The following is an 18011-nucleotide window of genomic DNA, read 5'->3' as shown; positions in this document are numbered from 1 at the left end:
CTTAAATAAATGCCTACAAATTGATCCGTTTAAACCTTTGAACGCTGGCCTCTATTGCAGCGTCAAACAGGCCCGGTATATTCACCGCGCGCCGGGTAATTATTTGCAATCACAAAATCAAGCGCGCCGATCAGCTCTGAAAAATGCGGCCGTACAAAGGGCATCGTTTGAACCGACGCATAATAGAGCGTCTGATCAGGTGAAACCATGAACAGACCAGGCTCTGCAAACAGCTTAGGCTCTTCTATACCGATCGAAGTTTTACCGCGTGATGTCGAGATATAAAGCCCCCAGTCACGGGCGATCGACAAAGGCAAATCATAGCCAAAGCGCAAACCATCGACGCCAATTTTCTGCGCCATTTGCTCGGTACGCTCTTGCCCGTCAGAACTGATAGCGATGGTGCCTACGCCGCGCTCGGAAAACGCCTTGACCAAGGCCTGAAACTCTTTGAGATAGGTTGCGCAAAGCGGACAATGCAATCCGCGGTAAAAGCATAGCACGGTTCCACGTTGGCTGGTTTCAGATGAAAGATCAAACGGTCCTTGATCAAGCGTTGGAACGCTTAGATTGGGTGTTTTTTGACGGGGAACAAGCATGTAAGACCTTCTTTTTGGAATGCTTCTCTTTATAAGCCGCTTCGCTTCATAACAAAACCTAATCTTTTGCTTATGCCCCGCCTGATCGGCCCACCTTTCGCGAACGGCAGCGCACCCTCTTAAAAAAAACCGAAACAAACATAAAGATATGCCTCTGCAATAGGCCTAAGAAAGCTATGGTTTGATCAGAATAAGACAGCCAGCACCCACCTCATGCCGCCAAAAGGGTGATCTTTAATCTTCAACCTGCATTTCAGCCCCGCGCGCTACTGCAACACGCGGCGCTTACTTTCGCGCAAGCCATCTGAATTTGCTCCGGTCTTTGCCGGCCAGCACGGGGCCGATCATAGCGATGGACCTCTTTAAAACCTTGCACTATCATGAAGGCTCGTCCGCAAAATGGGGGCCTATAAAGCCCATCACCTTGAACGCTTGTAGGAGAGATAAGAATGACATGCGTTTTTATACAAATAAGATGCGCACCGGGAAAAACCTATCAAGTGGCGGATGCGCTATCCCTCAAGGAAGTCCATTCTGAAATGTATTCCACCAGCGGCGATTTTGACTTGCTGCTGAAAATCTACGTCCCAGAGGGCAAAGATGTTGGGCGTTATATCAATGAATTAATCGGCCCCATAGAGGGTATCCAGCGAACGCTGACAACGCTGACCTTTTCAGCATTCTAATTGACCATATAAGGGAGAAAACAATGAATAAATTTCTGATGGCAACGGCTGCGCTTGCACTCGGTGCAACCACCGCAGTTGCGGATGTAAAAATCGGTATGATCACAACCTTATCAGGCGGTGGCGCCGGCCTTGGAATTGATGTTCGCGATGGGTTCATGTTGGCTGTTGCACAATCTGGCCGCAGCGATATCGACGTTGTTATCGAAGATGATCAGCGCAAACCTGATATCGCAGTCCAACTGTCGGATAAAATGATCCAATCCGAACGGGTTGATATTATGACCGGGATCATCTGGTCAAACCTTGCAATGGCCGTGGTGCCTGCCGTGACCAATCAAAACGTGTTTTACCTTTCGCCAAATGCGGGCCCGTCACCTTTGGCAGGTCGGGGTTGCCATGAAAATTACTTCAATGTGGCATGGCAAAATGACAATCTACACGAGGCGGCTGGCGCCTATGCCAACAGCGCTGGGTATAAAAATAGCTTCATCATGGCCCCCAATTACCCCGCCGGGCAAGACGCCTTGACAGGGTATAAGCGCTTTCACACTGGCGATCTGGCTGGAGAGGTTTTCACCAAGCTCGGGCAAACCGATTACGCGGCGGAAATCGCGCAAATCCGCGCCAGCGGCGCTGACAGCGTTTATTTCTTTTTACCCGGTGGCATGGGGATCTCTTTCTTGAAACAATATGCGGATAGCGGCATTGATATCCCGGTTGTGGGCCCGGCCTTCAGTTTTGACCAAGGGATCCTACAGGCCGTGGGAGCCGCCGCTTTGGGCGTTGTAAACACCTCACAATGGAATAAGGATATCGACAACCCGACCAATGCGGCCTTTGTTGAAACCTTTCAGGCGGCCTATGGGCGCTTGCCATCACTTTATGCCAGCCAAGGGTTTGATACGGCCAATTTGCTGATTTCGGCGCTTGAAACAGCCCATCCATCCGATGCGGATAGCTTCCGCAACGCGCTGCGTGCGGCAAATTTTGACAGTACGCGGGGGAAGTTTTCTTTTGGGCCAAACCACCACCCGATTCAAACGATATACGCGCGCGAAGTGATCCAAGAAGGGGATGTCTTCACCAATAAAATCATCGGGGTGGCCTTCGAAAACCACTCGGATGCTTATGCGGGCGATTGCAAAATGTAAGTAGCCTTTAGCGCGCCTGCTTGTAGGCGCGCTAAACTTTGGGGTTCCAATGTCCGCAATCCTTATTATCGAGCAAATTCTGAACGGCCTGCAATTTGGCGTTATGCTGTTTTTAATGGCGGCCGGTCTTACCTTGATTTTTGGCGTTATGGGATTGATCAACCTCGCGCATGGATCGCTTTACATGGTGGGGGCCTTTGCCGCTGCCAGCATGGCCGGCCTGACCGGCTCTTTCTTTATCGGCCTGCTTGCGGCGCTGATTGCTGCCGCACTAGCCGGTGCAATTATCGAAATTGTCGTGATCAGACGGCTGTATAAAGCTGCGCATTTGGATCAGGTACTGGCCACTTTTGCCCTGATCCTGATCTTCTCGGAAGGCACGCGCTGGCTGTTTGGATCCTTTCCCCTGTTTTTAGAGATACCCAAGCTTTTATCAGGGCCAATTTCACTACCGGGTGGCATACAATATCCGCTCTACCGCCTGAGTTTAATCGCGATTGGCTTGGCGGTGGCACTGGGGCTATGGGCCCTCATTGAAAAGACCCGGATCGGCATACAAATCCGCGCCGGCGAAAATGACCGCGAAATGATCGCCGCGCTTGGAGTGGATATTTCAAAACTCTACACGCTGGTATTCGCGCTTGGCGCGGCCTTGGCCGGCACTGCCGGAGCTTTGGTTGGCGCCATCCAATCGGTGCAGGTCGGGATGGGAGAACCGGTGCTTATTTTAGCGTTTGTGGTAATCGTGATCGGCGGCATCGGTTCGATCCGAGGGGCGTTTATCGGTGCGCTCTTGGTTGGCCTCACCGATACGCTTGGCGGGGTTTTTCTGCCCGAGCTGTTGAAGCTGTTCATGGAAACGGGCAGCGCGCAGAAAACCGGATCGGCCTTTGCTTCTATGGGTATCTATATTTTGATGGGCGGCGTTCTGATTTGGAAGCCCACCGGATTGTTTGGTGCCCGCGCATGAGGCTACGCGAGCCATATCTGAACGCCGCGGTTCTTCTGGGGCTGATTGCGCTGCCGCTTGCCGCGCTGCTAGCAGATGCGCCTTTTACGATCACATTGGCCACCCGCGCAGTGATTCTTGCGCTGGCGGCGGTGGGCTTGAATATTGCGTTGGGAATCGGGGGGCTGGTGAGCTTCGGACATGCGGTATTCTTTGGTATTGGCGGTTATGTGATGGGCATTTTGGCCAGCCATGCGCAAACCTATACCCCGTTAGATCTGGGTTTCGTCTCGATAGAAGGCACAAAATCCATGCCCGTGATTTGGCTGTCTGCCATGCTGATTTCGGGCATTATCGCTTTTTTTATTGGCCTGCTTTCGCTGCGCACCTCGGGCGTCTATTTCATTATGATCACCCTCGCCTTCGGGCAATTATTCTACTATTTCAGTATTTCTTGGCCCCAATATGGCGGAGAAGACGGATTATCGATCTATATGCGCAACGATTTTCCAGGGTTAAATACGTTAAAGCCCCTGCAATTTTTCTGCCTATGTTTTGGTTTATTATGCAGCGTGCTCTTTATACAATCCAAGCTGCAATCTGCGCCTTTTGGGCTGGCGCTGAATGCCGCGCGGCAAACGCCGTTGCGCGCGCAAGCCGTTGGAATTGAGCCGCTGAAACTGCGGTTGCTGGCCTTTGTGATTTCGGGTGCGATCACCGGGCTTGCTGGTGCTTTATTTGCAGATCTCAACCGGTTTGTATCGCCCACAATGTTCAGCTGGCAGCTTTCAGGAGAATTGATCGTGCTGATCATAATCGGCGGCGTCGGACGCTTGATGGGCCCTGTAATTGGGGCCTGCATGTTCGTAGCTTTGGAACATTTCTTGGGCGGGTTGACCGAGTTTTGGCACGTCTATCTGGGCCTGATCCTGCTCTGCATCGTTTTATTCGCGCGCGGCGGGCTGATCGGATTATTAACCGGCAAAGACGGAGCCAAAGTGTGATGGCCCAGCCAGTTCTTGCCACGCATAAGCTACAGAAAAGCTTTGGCGCCTTGCTCGCCACTGATCGCGTGTCGGTGACGCTGATGCCAGGGGAAATTCACGCGGTGATTGGCCCGAACGGGGCAGGAAAATCAACCTTGATCAAACAAATATGCGGCAGCCTACAGCCGGATAGCGGCTCGGTGGATTTGCTGGGCAAAGATATTTCTCAGCTTGGGACTGCGGCGCGCGCGCGCCAAGGCTTGGCCCGCAGTTTTCAAATTTCAGAACTTGCGATGGAAGACACGGTTCTTCAAAATGTTGTGCTTGGCGGGATCGGAGCCACGCGTGCAACCTGGCGGTTCTGGAGACCTGCTTTGCACACTCAGGCACTGATCGCGCGTGCAGAATCGGCTTTGGCGCGCGTGAACCTTTTGGAACAAAAGGATACGATCTGCGCAAAATTAAGCCATGGGCAACGCCGCCAATTGGAAATAGCTGTGGCCTTAACCCTGGCACCAAAAGCCTTCATCATGGATGAGCCGATGGCAGGGCTTGGCGGCGAAGGCTCTAAAACAATGACCAAATTTCTGGATGGATTGCGCGGCGAGGCGCCGATCCTGCTGGTCGAGCATGATATGGATGCCGTTTTTGCGCTGGCCGATCGGATCAGTGTGCTGGTCTATGGAAAAATCATCGCCACCGGAAGCGCCCGCGAGATCCGCGCCGATCGCGCGGTGCGCGAAGCCTATCTAGGAGAGGCAGAATGAGCCTGTTAAGGGTAGAAAACCTGCGCGCCTCTTATGGCAGCAGCCAAGCGCTTTCAGGGGTTGACCTAAGCATTTCTGAGGGCGAAGTCACCGCGCTTATGGGGCGCAATGGAATGGGAAAATCTACTACGGTGAAAGCCATTTGCCGGATGATCAATTCGCAGGGCGGTTTGACGCTAGAGGGTCAAAACCTGCATCTGCTTCACAGCCATCAAGTGGCTCGTAAAGGCATTGGGTTGGTTCCAGAGGGCCGCCGCTGCTTTACCAATCTAAGCGTAGGCGAAAATCTAATCGCCGCGTCCCGACCCGGCCATTGGACATTGAGCCGGATCGCAAAACTCTTTCCCCGCTTAGAGGAGCGCCGCGACCAATCCGCCGCATCCCTCTCGGGCGGCGAGCAACAGATGCTGGCGATCGGGCGGGCCTTGATGACCAACCCCCGGCTTTTGATCTTGGATGAAGCCACTGAGGGTTTGGCCCCCCTGATCCGACAAGAAATCTGGGCGGCTATTTCACACCTAAAACATCAAACCGGCTTGGCTATTTTACTGATCGATAAATCGCTCAAAGAGCTGAGCGCTATCTCGGATAACGCGGTGATAGTAGAGCGTGGCAAAACCGTGTGGTCCGGGCCAATAGCCCATCTGACGCGCGATATCACCGAAAACTATTTGGGCGTATAACGCCTTTGCAAAAACACGCAAACCCACGAAGGTCGCGGCCTTTTAAAAGCCCCGCCAAAGGCTAAAATCCGCTCGCAACCCAAACGCTCTGGAACGGGCGGATCCCGCAAGGTCACGGCCCCTTGCCAGCTCTTCGCGTCTCATGAGCGCCCCAGCCCATATCGGATCGCCGGGCCCTGCCCATGCTGCGCGCTCAATCTGATCACAAAAGGCGCGTTGATCGAGCTGGGTCACAAAATAAGACAGGCGAAACTGGTCAGATATTTTATACTGTTGACATCAGTTTTGAAAAATCGGCGGGCAGCTATGCCCAGACCCGTCAAAGAACAGCAATGTAACCGGAAAACTGTCTCATGATGGGCAGCTCTATTCCCTTAGAGAGCGCGCCCGTCATAGAAATCCGAGGCCATGCGCTTCGCATTCACGTTCGATTCATACGGCCGCAGGCTCAAAAACCCGCAGCTTTTTCTGCGAACCGTTATACAATGGTCAAAAAATATGCGCTCAGTGCCCGACTGGCGGGACCAAAACCGGTAAAGTCGAGCGCCCTTTAAGCGCTTGGATCATGATAATATCTCAAAATTGCAGAGACACCCCAGAGTGCATTATCTGAATTAGCCCTTATCGTTCTTATTTTTAGAACTCGATTTCTGTTCGCAAGCGTCTATTTCTATATTGCAGTACACGTTCAAGGAAACTTCTATGTCAATTCGACCGGCTATCTCAACCAGCGCAGCCACACCAACTCGGGAAGGGGCAGGCGTGCATTTGCATCGCGCCTTTGGCTTTAATGAGCCAGAAGCGCATGATCCCTTTTTACTGTTTGATGATTTTCGCAACGAACACCCCGCCGCCTATGCAGGCGGCTTTCCCTGGCACCCGCATCGGGGCATTGAAACCATCACCTATGTGTTGAACGGATCCGTTGACCATAGCGACAGTTTGGGAAACACCGGCACTTTGGGCGCAGGCGATGTGCAATGGATGACAGCCGGATCTGGGATCATGCATCAGGAAATGCCCAATGGAAATTCCAAGGGGCAAATGCACGGGTTTCAGCTTTGGGCAAATTTGCCGGGTAGCCTAAAGATGACAACGCCGCGCTATCAAGACGTAGACGCAAAAGAAATTCCCGAAATTATCGATGATGATGGCAGCGTGGTGCGGATCATAACAGGAGAGTTTTGGGGCAAACAGGGCCCTGTTGATGGGATCGCTGCAGACCCGCTTTATCTGGATATCAGCATCCCAGCGGGGCGCAAAAAAGTTCTAAAAGTCGATACGTACCGCAATACATTCGCCTATATATTTGAAGGCGCTGGGAAATTTGCCGATGCCTCAACGCCCCATGGGGTCTTGCTGGAAAAAGAGGTGATGGGCGAAGAACTGAATATCCGCGATTTATCTGGCAATCGAACATTGGTGCGCTTTGGCACGGGCGATGAGATTGTTGTAAAAGCCGGCCCCCAAGGCATGCGCTTTTTACTGGTGGCCGGCTCGCCCATTCAAGAACCCGTGGCGTGGCATGGGCCGATTGTGATGAATACGCGCGCAGAATTGCAGCAAGCTTTTAGCGATTTACGCAATAACCAATTTATCAAACCACAAGATCATTAAAGTAAGGAAATCAAATGGGGTTGTTGCAAGAGGGAAAATGGGTCGACCGGTGGTATGATACAAAAAAAGAGGGGGGGCATTTTGTGCGCAAAGAGGCGCAATTCCGCAACTGGATCACCGCGGATGGCGGTGCTGGGCCAAGCGGCGCCGGCGGCTTCAAGGCAGAGGCGGGGCGCTATCACCTTTACGTATCTTTGGCCTGCCCCTGGGCGCATCGAACGCTGATTTTTCGCGCGCTGAAGGGTTTGGACGCTATGATTTCCGTCTCTATCGTTCATTGGTATATGGCCGAGAATGGTTGGACGTTTGAGCCCGGCGCTGGCGTCATCCCAGACAGCGTGAATGGGGCCAAGCTCATGCATCAGATTTACACCGCGGCCGATGCGCAATATTCAGGCCGCGTGACGGTTCCGGTGCTATGGGACAAAAAAACCGCTACGATTGTCTCAAATGAATCTTCTGAAATCATCCGAATGTTCAATTCGGAATTTGATGCGCTGGGCGCACAATCCGGCGATTATTATCCCAACGCCCTACGCCCAGAGATCGAGGCCCTGAATGCGCGTATATACGCGACGCTGAACAATGGCGTGTATCGCTGCGGCTTTGCCACTACGCAAACGGCTTATGAGGCCGCCATCACGCCTTTATTTGATACGCTTGACTGGCTAGAGGGCATTTTAGCCAACACCCGTTATCTTACCGGCCCGGATATCACCGAAGCGGATTGGCGGTTGTTCACCACATTGATCCGGTTTGATCCCGTCTATGTGGGCCATTTTAAATGCAATCTGCGCCGCATTGTTGATTACCCCAACCTCTCAAACTATTTGCGTGATCTTTACCAGCAACCGGGCATTGCTGAAACGGTGAATATGCAACATATTAAAGAGCATTATTATGCCAGCCATGACAGCATCAATCCATCACGCGTGGTCCCCAAAGGGCCCACTATTGATTTTTCCCAACCACATAATCGAGGTTAACCGGAATGAGCGATCAATCTGTGCCCCTCATTGCGGCAAAACATCCGATCAAAACCCAATTAGAGGCTGGTAAAACCTATTTCTGGTGCCGCTGTGGCCGCTCGGCCGCGCAGCCTTTTTGTGACGGATCGCATCGCGGCACCGAGATAAAGCCGCTTAAATTCACCGCACAGACCACGCAAAGCGCCGCGCTTTGCCAATGCAAATCAAGCGGTAATGCACCTTTCTGCGATGGCAGTCATCGCATATTAGGCGATCTGAAAATGGGTGATTTCGCGCCTTTGCCCGCAGCCAAAGGTGCAATGCCCGAACCGATGGCAACGCCCGAAGAACCAACAGTTGCAAGGATCCACGCGCTTGCGCGCGATGGCCTTGCGCAGCTTGGCCATCACGGCGAAATGGGATCGATGGGCGTGCCCCGCACTGCGCTTCCCAGTTGGGATGATATTCAAATACTGACTGCGCAAATGGCCAAAAAGCCGCTTTTGGATGAGGCTCCCGTTGCCACCTCAACGATCATTGGGCCAAAAGCAGATAAGCCGCTCCAGCTTGATATCCCCTTGTTTATTTCCGACATGAGCTTTGGCGCCCTCTCCGAAGAGGCTAAAATTGCATTGTCGCGGGGTGCTGAATTATCCGGCACCGGTATTTGCTCGGGTGAAGGGGGCATGCTGCAAGAAGAGCAAGCTGAAAATACGCGATATTTTTATGAATTGGCTTCGGCCAAATTTGGATGGGACCCAGCGCTTGCTGCGCAGGTGCAGGCGTTCCATTTCAAAGGTGGACAAGGGGCCAAAACCGGCACGGGCGGGCATCTTCCAGGGGAAAAAGTAGAGGGTAAAATCGCCCAAGTGCGCGGTTTGCAGCCGGGTCAAGACGCAATTTCCCCCGCCACATTTCCCGATCTGCGAACGCCGGCAGATTTTCGAAAATTGGCTGATGAAGTGCGCGAACGCTCTGGTGGCATTCCAATCGGGTTCAAGCTATCCGCGAACCATATCGAAGAGGATATCGATTTCGCCTTGGAGGCAAACGCGGATTATATCATTCTTGACGGGCGCGGCGGCGGAACGGGCGCAGCGCCATTGATCTTTCGGGATCACATTTCGGTTCCAACCATTCCAGCTTTGGCCCGGGCGCGCCGTCATTTAGATGCGAAAGCCGGCCGCGATGTGACCTTGGTGATTACCGGAGGCTTGCGCGTTGCTGAAGATTTTGCAAAAGCGATGGCGTTGGGGGCTGATGCGATCGCGCTGTCAAATTCGGCGATGCAAGCGGTGGGCTGTGTGGCGGCAAGAATGTGCAATTCAAACAATTGCCCCGCCGGGATTGCCACCCAAAAGCCCGAATTGCGCAAAAAGCTGGATGTGCAGGTCAGCGCGGAAAGATTGGCCCGTTTCTTGGGGGCAAGCGTGTCTTTGATGCAAGTTTTGGCACGCGCTTGCGGCCATTCAAGCTTGGCCGAGTTCCGCCATTCCGATCTTACAACTTGGAAAAAAGAGATGGCTGATCTGAGCGGTGTGACATTTGCCGGTATCAATTCATAGCTGATCGAAGGCGCTTAACTTTTGCAAGCACCGCGTTAAGATGTACGTTTATAATAAGCGTATACAGTAAGCGGCGATTGGCAGAGAGGCTTATACCGCAGGGGAATGACAGGCAGGGCATTCATCGCTGCCGATGGCGTTGAGGTTTTGTTGCCCAAGTGCGCGCCAGACCAACAGGGCAATGCTGATCCCTGGCGCCTAAACTCGACGTAGCCGCGTGAATGACTTTGCAGATAACCTTCACAAAATGTTTTGAAACGGGTCGTATTGGCAAATAATAGCAGCAAGCTGCCGCGGCCTCATACGGATTACGCGGGAATGTCTCGGCTATTCGCAATTGTTTGCATTGCGATACAAATGATCACCGTCTCTCATTCTGTTCTTTTGATTAAGTCTTGATATATAGTAGCGAGACCTTCCATGTTCCGCGCAATGATCTTCGCCCGTTTGAAGCCTATGGCGGGGGCTAGAGCTTGATCCGAATGTAGCGAAAGCAGCATCCGGTTGGGCGTCAGCGTTACTCAGGCCAGCTATCTCAACAATTCAGCGACCTGTGTCACGGCTCGGGGCTGATCCTGTGCGACTTATACTTCATTTGACGGCAAAGCAGCTGAACTATTTGCAAATCAGTCTAAGAAACAACAAGCCGTTTCTTTGATCCGATGCTTTTCTCTATGAAACCGGCGGTTAACGATTTGAACGCTCTAATGTTTTCTGTTGAGCGGCGAACGAAATGACGACTTTGATTGGTGCAAGCACATGAACCAACAAAGCTGAGGCCAGCCCTTTGGCCACAAGCTCTTCTTGCATGGAAGCTGCACACTTGCAGGAGAGTGCTTCACCCCATATCGTGATGCTTTCAACACCCGTTGAAACCATTTTCAAATGCGTCTCTCGATGTGCCAGAAAGTTTTGATAATTTTTTGCAATCGGTACCAATTTCGGGTCTTTTATCATAAATGTATTCCGCACTTTCAAACAGAATTATCGCTATCGTTTAGCTTAAGTCAGCTGGTCGCGTTGCTCAGTTCAATAAGCGTAAACCTGTTTTCGAACTGCTCATATTTTTCCCCTTCTCTGACGCTCACACTTTCTTCCTCTCCTAGCGCTTGAGCTCTAACGGAGAGGCGTATCCATAAGTCGCAGAGCCCTTGTGAGGTTCGCGCACAGGTATCAATATGAATATGAATATGAATATGAATATGAATTTTTTACATCCTCTTGGAATTCTGAGTATTCACATTAGTTTCAAATTATTAACCGATGGGAGATCAAAAGGTGTTTAGAGCAGTCATACGTTTTATTTGTGCGGTATCCATTTGCTTTGCTGGAGGTGTGTCGGCAGACCCGTCTTCAAAATTCTCTCTGGGTGCTGCTTATATAAATGGTAACTCCATTTACACCGGTGTTGGATCAACCTCGCGCTTTATGCCCTCGATCGCCTACGAAAACGATAAAGTAAAAATCGATTTTCGAGAAGGCGTATCTTATAAATTCATAGACACCCAAACCTTCGGAATGCGCGCAGCAATCGCCCCCAATTTCCGTCCCTATAAGAGCGCAGATTCAACTTCACTTTCGGGAATGGATCGCAAAATGACATTTGACGGAGTGATCATGGGTTCATTTGATATCGTTCGGGGTTCCACACTCAAGCTGAAAATGGCCCGCGAAGTCACCAATGAATTCAATGGCACGCTCGTTGATCTTGCGTTCAGCCAGTTTATCCCAATTGGCGGTCAGCCTGTAATCGTTTCATTGGGATCGAAAAACTACGATAGCAAACGCGCAGAATACTTTTTTGGTGTAAAGCCCTCTGAGGCTACGGGAAGCCGAGCGGCATATGCTCCCGGCGCGGCGGCAATCACTTATCTCTCTGTGAATACGTTTTTCAATATCACTTCTAATATTGGTGCCTTTGCAAACATCACTACAAATCTTTTGCCCAGCAAAATTAAAGACAGCCCGATTGTCAGCAAAAGTTCTAATACCGCTGCCATCTTAGGGGTTGCGTACAATTTTTAAACGTATCGCGCTTTCTTCGTCTGCTCCCGCATAACCTTTAAGCCATATCTTGAAGGGCAGTTGGTCGCGATTATTATACCTCTCTGAAAGGTCTGCCAGTCTTGAAAAGCTGGCCTGCTTTGCTTTTGCGTGTTTCCTTACATTCACGGAGAGCTGGCTTTCGCTACAGGTGGCCAGCCGCAGCGGAAGGCGAACCTTCATAACAGAAACCGCCAAAAAGATTTCTCTCGTAGGCGGTTCTTTGAGGGATATTCAGATGATGGCAGGGCATTCATCTCTTCAAACGACACAGCGATATATTGATGCCGATAGTGAAGCTCAGACAAAAGTAGTCAGTTTATTATAGCGACGCGCGGAGAACGGATATCATCACCTTCAATCAATCGTCAGCCGTTATATTAAAAACGCTAAGCGATATTTAAGAAACGTAAGCGTGGGGAAGTTTCCTTAGGAATATGTACCCCTTCTAAAAGACGTTTATTTCTCTATTATACTTTAATTTTTAATATTTAGCAGGGGTTTTAGTATGTTTTACTAATGATCTTTATTACTTAAAAATTCGTCCACCATTTCAATAGTTAAAACCGTTTGGTCTTAAATTATGTCTAAAGCAATTAACCAATCGTCTTGTCCTGGACCATAGGCGACATCACTAGGAATAAAATTAGACGTAGACGTAGACGTAGACGTACCTAACTCCAATAGCGCGTCAAATTCTTGTTGATTTGTAATTGAAACAGTTTCCGAGTTCCCATTCAAACTCCAAGAAAAGCTGCCTACATATTCACCGTTAATATCGCGTGTATGAGCGTATAAAGAGTCATAAACCGAGCCATCAGCGGAAATAACACGCTCCAAAAAAACCTCCAAAGAATTATCAAATAGTGGTATATTTTGTTCTAAGAATTCAATATCTATTGTCGAAGTATCTCCTGAAAATGAAACGATGCTGAAGCCTTCCATTCCGGGCTCTACATTCTCACCATAAGAATAGGAGAGGCTAATTGCATCCGTTGAAGAAATTTTTAACTCTTCATGACCGATAAATGTAACTTTGTTTGTATCAGAAAGTGGTGTATTTTCATCATAAGTGGAAATATCATAAGCCAAAACTGAAAACTCAAAAGTGTTATCTGCAGAATTGGAGGCGGCTTGTGAGGTAGAATTTGAAGGTTCGAAAGTAAGCCAATCGTCTTGCCCTGGACCATAGGCAACATCATCAGGAATGTTTTGTTCGGTATATCCCGCCACAGCTGCCATCTGAGAGTCAAATTCTTGCTGGCTAGTTATTGATAAAGCTTCACCCCCTAAGACCCACATAAAACTACCCACATAGGCACCATCTTCAGAATTAGCATGAACAACCATAGTATCCCAAAAAGACCCATCTGGGGCTGTGTTACGATCAATCATAACATCCATAGGGCTCCGACCTTGGCTATCCAATTCAAATAAGGGAATTTCCTTATCCATGAACTCAACGGTTAAGGCGTCTGAATTCCCACTGAATTCAAAAGCACCCTGATCATTTGTATATGCGTATTGTAATTGCGGCTCCTCACTAAACGTGAAAATCAATTCTTCAGTGCCGATAAATGTAACTTTGTTTGTATCAGAAAGTGGTGTATTTTCATCATAAGTGGAAATATCATAAGCGATAACCGACTGTGTAGTTCGTAAATGCGGAACTTCGGCAATCAAATTTTGCTTAACAAAAAATGTAATTTTATCACTTCCTGAACCTGGCGTGCTCAATTCTTCGCCAGCTGCAGTAGCTAACTGATTTGGAACACTATCCATAATCGACAAGATATTAGACATGCTATTCGCGGAAGTTAAATTTTCGACTGAAAATAAATCATTAATGTTTTGTACCGCGGTAACTGATGACGTTTGGATTGCGGAAAACGTGTTTGTAACCGCGGTAGAATGGTTATTGCTTGAAATGATATAATTACTGACCTCCGAAAGCAAACTAGCATTGGTGAGATCCACTTTGAAATCAGAGCTTTCAAGAACTTTCTCTTCAGTTACGCTTGCGAAAGCCGCGAAAGAGGCTTCAAAAGCATCATATTCGCTTACTCCAGCCCCTTTCAAAACTGAAGCGAAAGATGATGAAGTTGCTACAATTTGAGAGTTTGTAGAAATTATTTTTGTTTGATCAACAGTTGAGAAAGAGCCATCAAAAGGATTATCTTTTAAAAAATCAAAGGAATCTGGCAAGGAAAAAGTACTCTTTATTTGAGCATCTGTAAGATCTGTTTGATCAATTAAAGTAGTAATTGGAGAAACTACTGATGAGCCTTTGGGAGCAGTCAATTTCAGTCCAGCCAATACTTCATTTGAGATACGGTCTATTGTGAGTTCGTCAGTTAAGGCAACGATACTTTTATTAGATGTATCAACATTAAATGTTACGTCACCCTGCTCATCGGTTCGTCCACGTAACTCACCCTCATCAAGCTCTCCGTTCTCATTAGCATCGATGAAAACGAGAGCATTCTCCAAAGGACCATCGTAAACATTAATGACGCTTTGTATAACCTCCGAGGAACCACTTGATGCCGTTAAACTGCCAGCAGCGCCCCCTAAAAGCCCTAATCCACCCAAAATACCCCAGATGGAAAATGCACTGGTGTCTTCTGATCCACCTGATGCGCCTAGTCCTGCATTTTGGTATGACTCAGTATCAGGGTTCCAGAAAACTTCGGGGTGTTGAGAATTTTCAATAACCCAATTTTTATTTATTTGAATTACGCCAGAGGTAGCAGAAACTACCGCATATTCAGGTACTAAAATTACTTTGCCATTATCTAAAACAATTTCAAAACCACCGCCTTTATAGTGAGTTGATCTGTCTGTGAAATTGTACTCTACAGACGGCTTGCCAGTTAACTTGTAAGGCGATGTTTCATCATAGTGCCCGAGATAAACATTATCTGGAAAATTCTTTCCCGATGGAATGAGATCCGTAGCATATTTTTCTAAAAAATTTAAATTTACCGTTAGGTAACCGTCCGAAAAGTTAAAGTGCCTTCCCTGAATTATTATCTGTGCTCCATTATCCTTTAAAACCTCTAGAGTATTTGTATTAATTAACGTAATTGAACTAATTCCAGATACGTTCGCTACTATATTTAGCCCCTCATCTTCTCCTAAGTCTTGGTAATAAGACCCTAGAGCCACCTCGCCATCGACAAAACTTTTGGGAACTAAATCTGGAGCGTTTTGCTTCAAAAATTTTGTGGAAATCAAGAGAGAGTTTTCTGTTCGGAACAACTCAGTTTGCGGAACACGTATCCAAGAAGCATCAATAAGTCTTATCCAAAAATCATTATTTTCATCCACATAAAACCATGCAACTTTAGGGCTATGTGGAATTAAAAATGTTTTAGTTTCACTCGCCGATAGCTCAGACGTTGAAACTGCCGCAAATACGCCGAGCAGAGTAAACCCTAATCGCCTCTGGGTTCCCTCAGTTTTTTCAGTTTTGATAAGATTAATTTTCATCTTTGGCTACGGCTAGTATCACTATGAGAACGTAATACGGTTTTAGACTTTAAAGAAAGACTTTTTTATTTATCAAAATTACAGCAAAGTCAGCCAATTGAGCACAGCCTTAAAACGACTCTACACCAATAAAATTCATTCACCCAAAGCTTTACAACACTTTATAACTTCTACTATAAATAAATAGATCCATTAAAAGTCATCTAAGATATTGATATCATGAATTAAAATGGTGAGCCGTGATGGGTTCGAACCATCGACCTACTGATTAAAAGTCAGTTGCTCTACCAACTGAGCTAACGGCCCACTAAGCGGCTTACTTAAAAACACCGCGAGGTGTGGTCAACCCCGAAAACAAAGAAAAACTCGCAATCTATGGATTCATTGCTCTGAGCGAGATATATCCTCGCTCATGAACAAATCTCTTACCCCTAACTGGCCATTTTTAAAAATGCACGGTCTTGGAAATGACTTTGTGATCCTAGATTGGCGCAAGGCCGCTTTAGATTTGCCTGCCACATTGATTACCGGTTTGGCCGACCGCCATCGTGGCGTAGGCTTTGACCAGCTCGCCGTCATAGAAAGCGGCACTGGCGATGCCCATTTAAGGTTTTTCAACGCCGATGGCTCGGTTTCGGCAGCCTGCGGCAACGCCACCCGCTGCATCGCCCGATATTTGATGGATGAGCTTGAAAAATCCAGCTTGCATCTCACAACGGATCGCGGCGCCTTGCGCGCGGAAACATCCTCCGATGGTTCTGTATCGATCAATATGGGGCAGCCGCTGCTCACATGGCAGGATATTCCGCTTTCTGAAGCGATGGAGACGCTTGTTTTGCCGATCAAAGGGGATCCAAGCGCGACAGGTATGGGCAATCCCCATTGTACCTTTTTTGTGCCGGATATCGCCGCAATCAACCTAGAAGCGGATGCAGCACCGATTGAACATCATCCACTTTTCCCCGAACGCACGAATGTGCAATTTGCGCAGGTGATTGGCAAAGATCACATTCGAATGCGCGTCTGGGAACGCGGCGTTGGGGTAACGCTTGCCTCAGGCTCTTCGTCTTGCGCCACAGCCGTGGCGGCCGCGCGCCGCGGCTTGACGGGGCGCAGCGTTAAAATTGACGTTGATGGCGGCAGCTTACAGATCGATTGGCGCGAAGATGGGGTCTGGCTAACGGGGCCGACCATGCATGTCTTTTCAGGTCGTTTAACCCGTCAATTTCTGGACAGCCTGCGATGAGCCAAACGCCAAAAATCACCACATTGGGCTGCCGGTTAAACGCCTATGAATCAGAAGCAATGCGCGCCTTGGCCGAAGACGCCAACGTGGGCGATGCGGTGATTGTGAATACCTGCGCGGTCACTGCTGAGGCGGTTCGCAAATCACGTCAGGAAATACGGCGGTTGCACCGCGAAAACCCGACCTCAAAATTAATTGTGACCGGATGCGCCGCGCAAATTGATCCAGACAGCTTTGCACAGATGCCCGAAGTAAACGCCGTTATCGGCAATAATGAAAAAATGCAGCCGGCGACATGGTCGACTATGGCGGGGGATCTGATCGGGGATACCGAAAAAGTCAAAGTCGATGACATTATGTCAGTGACCGAAACCGCGGGTCATTTGATTGATGGCTTTGCCACACGGGCAAGGGCCTATGTGCAAGTTCAAAACGGCTGTGATCACCGCTGCACGTTTTGTATCATTCCCTTTGGACGCGGCAATTCACGATCCGTACCCGCCGGCGTGGTGATCGAGCAAATCAAGCGGTTGGTGGATAAAGGCTATAATGAAGTTGTTTTAACCGGCGTTGATCTCACGAGCTGGGGGGCCGATTTACCCAGCGCCCCAAAACTGGGCGATCTGGTGATGCGCATCTTAAAGCTTGTTCCCGATTTGCCACGGTTGCGGATCAGCAGCATTGACAGCATTGAAGTGGATGAAAATCTGCTGACTGCGATCGCCACTGAATCGCGCTTAATGCCGCATTTGCATCTTAGCCTGCAACATGGCGATGATTTGATTTTAAAGCGCATGAAGCGGCGCCATCTGCGCGATGATGCCATCGCATTTTGCGAAACGGCGCGCAAACTGCGCCCCAATATCACGTTCGGCGCAGATATCATTGCGGGTTTTCCAACCGAAACCGAAGCGCATTTTGCCAATTCGCTGAAACTGGTGAAGGAATGTAATTTAACTTGGCTGCATGTTTTCCCTTATTCCAGCCGAGAGGGCACGCCAGCGGCGAAAATGCCGGCAGTGAAAGGCCCAGATATAAAACACCGCGCCGCCAAATTACGCGCGCTTGGTTCGCAAAAAGTTGCAGCACATCTCAAAGCCCAATATGGCAAAACCCATTCAATCTTAATGGAAAACCCCTCAATGGGGCGCACCGAACAATTCACCGAAGTGGTGTTTTCAACACCGCAAGCCGAAGGGTGCATAATATCCGCAAAAATCATCGGCATGCGGAACCAACAGCTGGTCGCCTGATGA

The 18011-nt window shown here is 49.1% G+C and carries 15 protein-coding genes and 1 tRNA gene; 12 read left to right on the top strand and 4 right to left on the bottom strand.

The window, feature by feature from the left end; all coding sequences use genetic code 11:
- Nucleotides 1–62: 62 nt before the first annotated feature.
- The gene (locus UM181_07170) at nt 63–599 is read right to left on the bottom strand and encodes a peroxiredoxin-like family protein (protein WQC64378.1); all 537 of its coding nucleotides are present in this window, start codon (nt 597–599) and stop codon (nt 63–65) included.
- A 449-nt stretch (nt 600–1048) separates the two neighbouring features.
- Between UM181_07170 and UM181_07165 the strand changes: the two genes are divergently transcribed.
- From UM181_07165 to UM181_07125, 9 genes are all read left to right on the top strand, one after another.
- Nucleotides 1049–1285 carry an Lrp/AsnC ligand binding domain-containing protein gene (locus UM181_07165; GenBank protein WQC64377.1) on the top strand — a complete coding sequence of 79 codons (237 nt, stop codon included), beginning with the start codon at nt 1049–1051 and terminating at the stop codon, nt 1283–1285.
- 38 nt (nt 1286–1323) lie between these two features.
- Nucleotides 1324–2439 carry an ABC transporter substrate-binding protein gene (locus UM181_07160; GenBank protein WQC64715.1) on the top strand — a complete coding sequence of 372 codons (1116 nt, stop codon included), beginning with the start codon at nt 1324–1326 and terminating at the stop codon, nt 2437–2439.
- 49 nt (nt 2440–2488) lie between these two features.
- The gene (locus UM181_07155) at nt 2489–3409 is read left to right on the top strand and encodes a branched-chain amino acid ABC transporter permease (GenBank protein WQC64376.1); all 921 of its coding nucleotides are present in this window, start codon (nt 2489–2491) and stop codon (nt 3407–3409) included.
- The gene (locus UM181_07150) at nt 3406–4392 is read left to right on the top strand and encodes a branched-chain amino acid ABC transporter permease (GenBank protein WQC64375.1); all 987 of its coding nucleotides are present in this window, start codon (nt 3406–3408) and stop codon (nt 4390–4392) included. Before UM181_07155 ends, UM181_07150 begins: the two co-directional genes overlap by 4 nt.
- Nucleotides 4392–5141, top strand: coding sequence for an ABC transporter ATP-binding protein (locus UM181_07145; GenBank protein WQC64374.1), 750 nt, complete (start codon nt 4392–4394; stop codon nt 5139–5141). Before UM181_07150 ends, UM181_07145 begins: the two co-directional genes overlap by 1 nt.
- Nucleotides 5138–5824, top strand: a complete 687-nt coding sequence (locus tag UM181_07140; protein ID WQC64373.1) for an ABC transporter ATP-binding protein — start codon at nt 5138–5140, stop codon at nt 5822–5824. The genes UM181_07145 and UM181_07140 overlap by 4 nt, the downstream gene beginning before the upstream one ends.
- Before the next feature lie 702 nt (nt 5825–6526).
- Complete coding sequence (locus UM181_07135) at nt 6527–7441, top strand: pirin family protein (protein WQC64372.1); 915 nt, start codon at nt 6527–6529, stop codon at nt 7439–7441.
- Nucleotides 7442–7455: 14 nt separating this feature from the next.
- On the top strand, nt 7456–8427 hold the full coding sequence (locus tag UM181_07130) for a glutathione S-transferase family protein (GenBank protein WQC64371.1): 972 nt from the start codon (nt 7456–7458) through the stop codon (nt 8425–8427).
- Nucleotides 8428–8432: 5 nt separating this feature from the next.
- On the top strand, nt 8433–9974 hold the full coding sequence (locus UM181_07125) for a glutamate synthase-related protein (protein ID WQC64370.1): 1542 nt from the start codon (nt 8433–8435) through the stop codon (nt 9972–9974).
- A 687-nt stretch (nt 9975–10661) separates the two neighbouring features.
- Here UM181_07125 and UM181_07120 read toward each other — a convergent pair.
- Nucleotides 10662–10931: a hypothetical protein gene (locus UM181_07120; protein ID WQC64369.1), complete on the bottom strand. Its 270-nt coding sequence runs from the start codon at nt 10929–10931 to the stop codon at nt 10662–10664.
- Nucleotides 10932–11237: 306 nt separating this feature from the next.
- Between UM181_07120 and UM181_07115 the strand changes: the two genes are divergently transcribed.
- The gene (locus UM181_07115; GenBank protein WQC64368.1) at nt 11238–11999 is read left to right on the top strand and encodes a MipA/OmpV family protein; all 762 of its coding nucleotides are present in this window, start codon (nt 11238–11240) and stop codon (nt 11997–11999) included.
- A 594-nt stretch (nt 12000–12593) separates the two neighbouring features.
- Here the strand turns inward: UM181_07115 and UM181_07110 are convergent.
- Nucleotides 12594–15509, bottom strand: coding sequence for a hypothetical protein (locus UM181_07110; protein WQC64367.1), 2916 nt, complete (start codon nt 15507–15509; stop codon nt 12594–12596).
- Between the two features lie 230 nt (nt 15510–15739).
- Nucleotides 15740–15815 (bottom strand) — tRNA-Lys (locus UM181_07105).
- Between the two features lie 106 nt (nt 15816–15921).
- Between UM181_07105 and dapF the strand changes: the two genes are divergently transcribed.
- On the top strand, nt 15922–16755 hold the full coding sequence (gene dapF, locus UM181_07100; GenBank protein WQC64366.1) for a diaminopimelate epimerase: 834 nt from the start codon (nt 15922–15924) through the stop codon (nt 16753–16755).
- Nucleotides 16752–18008: a tRNA (N(6)-L-threonylcarbamoyladenosine(37)-C(2))-methylthiotransferase MtaB gene (mtaB, locus tag UM181_07095; protein ID WQC64365.1), complete on the top strand. Its 1257-nt coding sequence runs from the start codon at nt 16752–16754 to the stop codon at nt 18006–18008. The genes dapF and mtaB overlap by 4 nt, the downstream gene beginning before the upstream one ends.
- The last annotated feature ends 3 nt before the right edge of the window (nt 18009–18011 follow it).

The sequence above is a fragment of the Alphaproteobacteria bacterium US3C007 genome, from assembly GCA_034423775.1.
Classification (GTDB): Bacteria; Pseudomonadota; Alphaproteobacteria; order Rhodobacterales; family Rhodobacteraceae; genus Thalassovivens; species Thalassovivens spotae.
This window is presented reverse-complemented; position numbering and strand designations above follow the sequence as displayed.

Coding starts and splice junctions, on each gene's coding strand:
- UM181_07170 (WQC64378.1), bottom strand. CDS start 599: ATGCTTGTTCCCCGTCAAAAAACACCCAATCTAAGCGTTCCAACGCTT.
- UM181_07165 (WQC64377.1), top strand. CDS start 1,049: ATGACATGCGTTTTTATACAAATAAGATGCGCACCGGGAAAAACCTAT.
- UM181_07160 (WQC64715.1), top strand. CDS start 1,324: ATGGCAACGGCTGCGCTTGCACTCGGTGCAACCACCGCAGTTGCGGAT.
- UM181_07155 (WQC64376.1), top strand. CDS start 2,489: ATGTCCGCAATCCTTATTATCGAGCAAATTCTGAACGGCCTGCAATTT.
- UM181_07150 (WQC64375.1), top strand. CDS start 3,406: ATGAGGCTACGCGAGCCATATCTGAACGCCGCGGTTCTTCTGGGGCTG.
- UM181_07145 (WQC64374.1), top strand. CDS start 4,392: ATGGCCCAGCCAGTTCTTGCCACGCATAAGCTACAGAAAAGCTTTGGC.
- UM181_07140 (WQC64373.1), top strand. CDS start 5,138: ATGAGCCTGTTAAGGGTAGAAAACCTGCGCGCCTCTTATGGCAGCAGC.
- UM181_07135 (WQC64372.1), top strand. CDS start 6,527: ATGTCAATTCGACCGGCTATCTCAACCAGCGCAGCCACACCAACTCGG.
- UM181_07130 (WQC64371.1), top strand. CDS start 7,456: ATGGGGTTGTTGCAAGAGGGAAAATGGGTCGACCGGTGGTATGATACA.
- UM181_07125 (WQC64370.1), top strand. CDS start 8,433: ATGAGCGATCAATCTGTGCCCCTCATTGCGGCAAAACATCCGATCAAA.
- UM181_07120 (WQC64369.1), bottom strand. CDS start 10,931: ATGATAAAAGACCCGAAATTGGTACCGATTGCAAAAAATTATCAAAAC.
- UM181_07115 (WQC64368.1), top strand. CDS start 11,238: ATGGGAGATCAAAAGGTGTTTAGAGCAGTCATACGTTTTATTTGTGCG.
- UM181_07110 (WQC64367.1), bottom strand. CDS start 15,509: ATGAAAATTAATCTTATCAAAACTGAAAAAACTGAGGGAACCCAGAGG.
- dapF (WQC64366.1), top strand. CDS start 15,922: ATGAACAAATCTCTTACCCCTAACTGGCCATTTTTAAAAATGCACGGT.
- mtaB (WQC64365.1), top strand. CDS start 16,752: ATGAGCCAAACGCCAAAAATCACCACATTGGGCTGCCGGTTAAACGCC.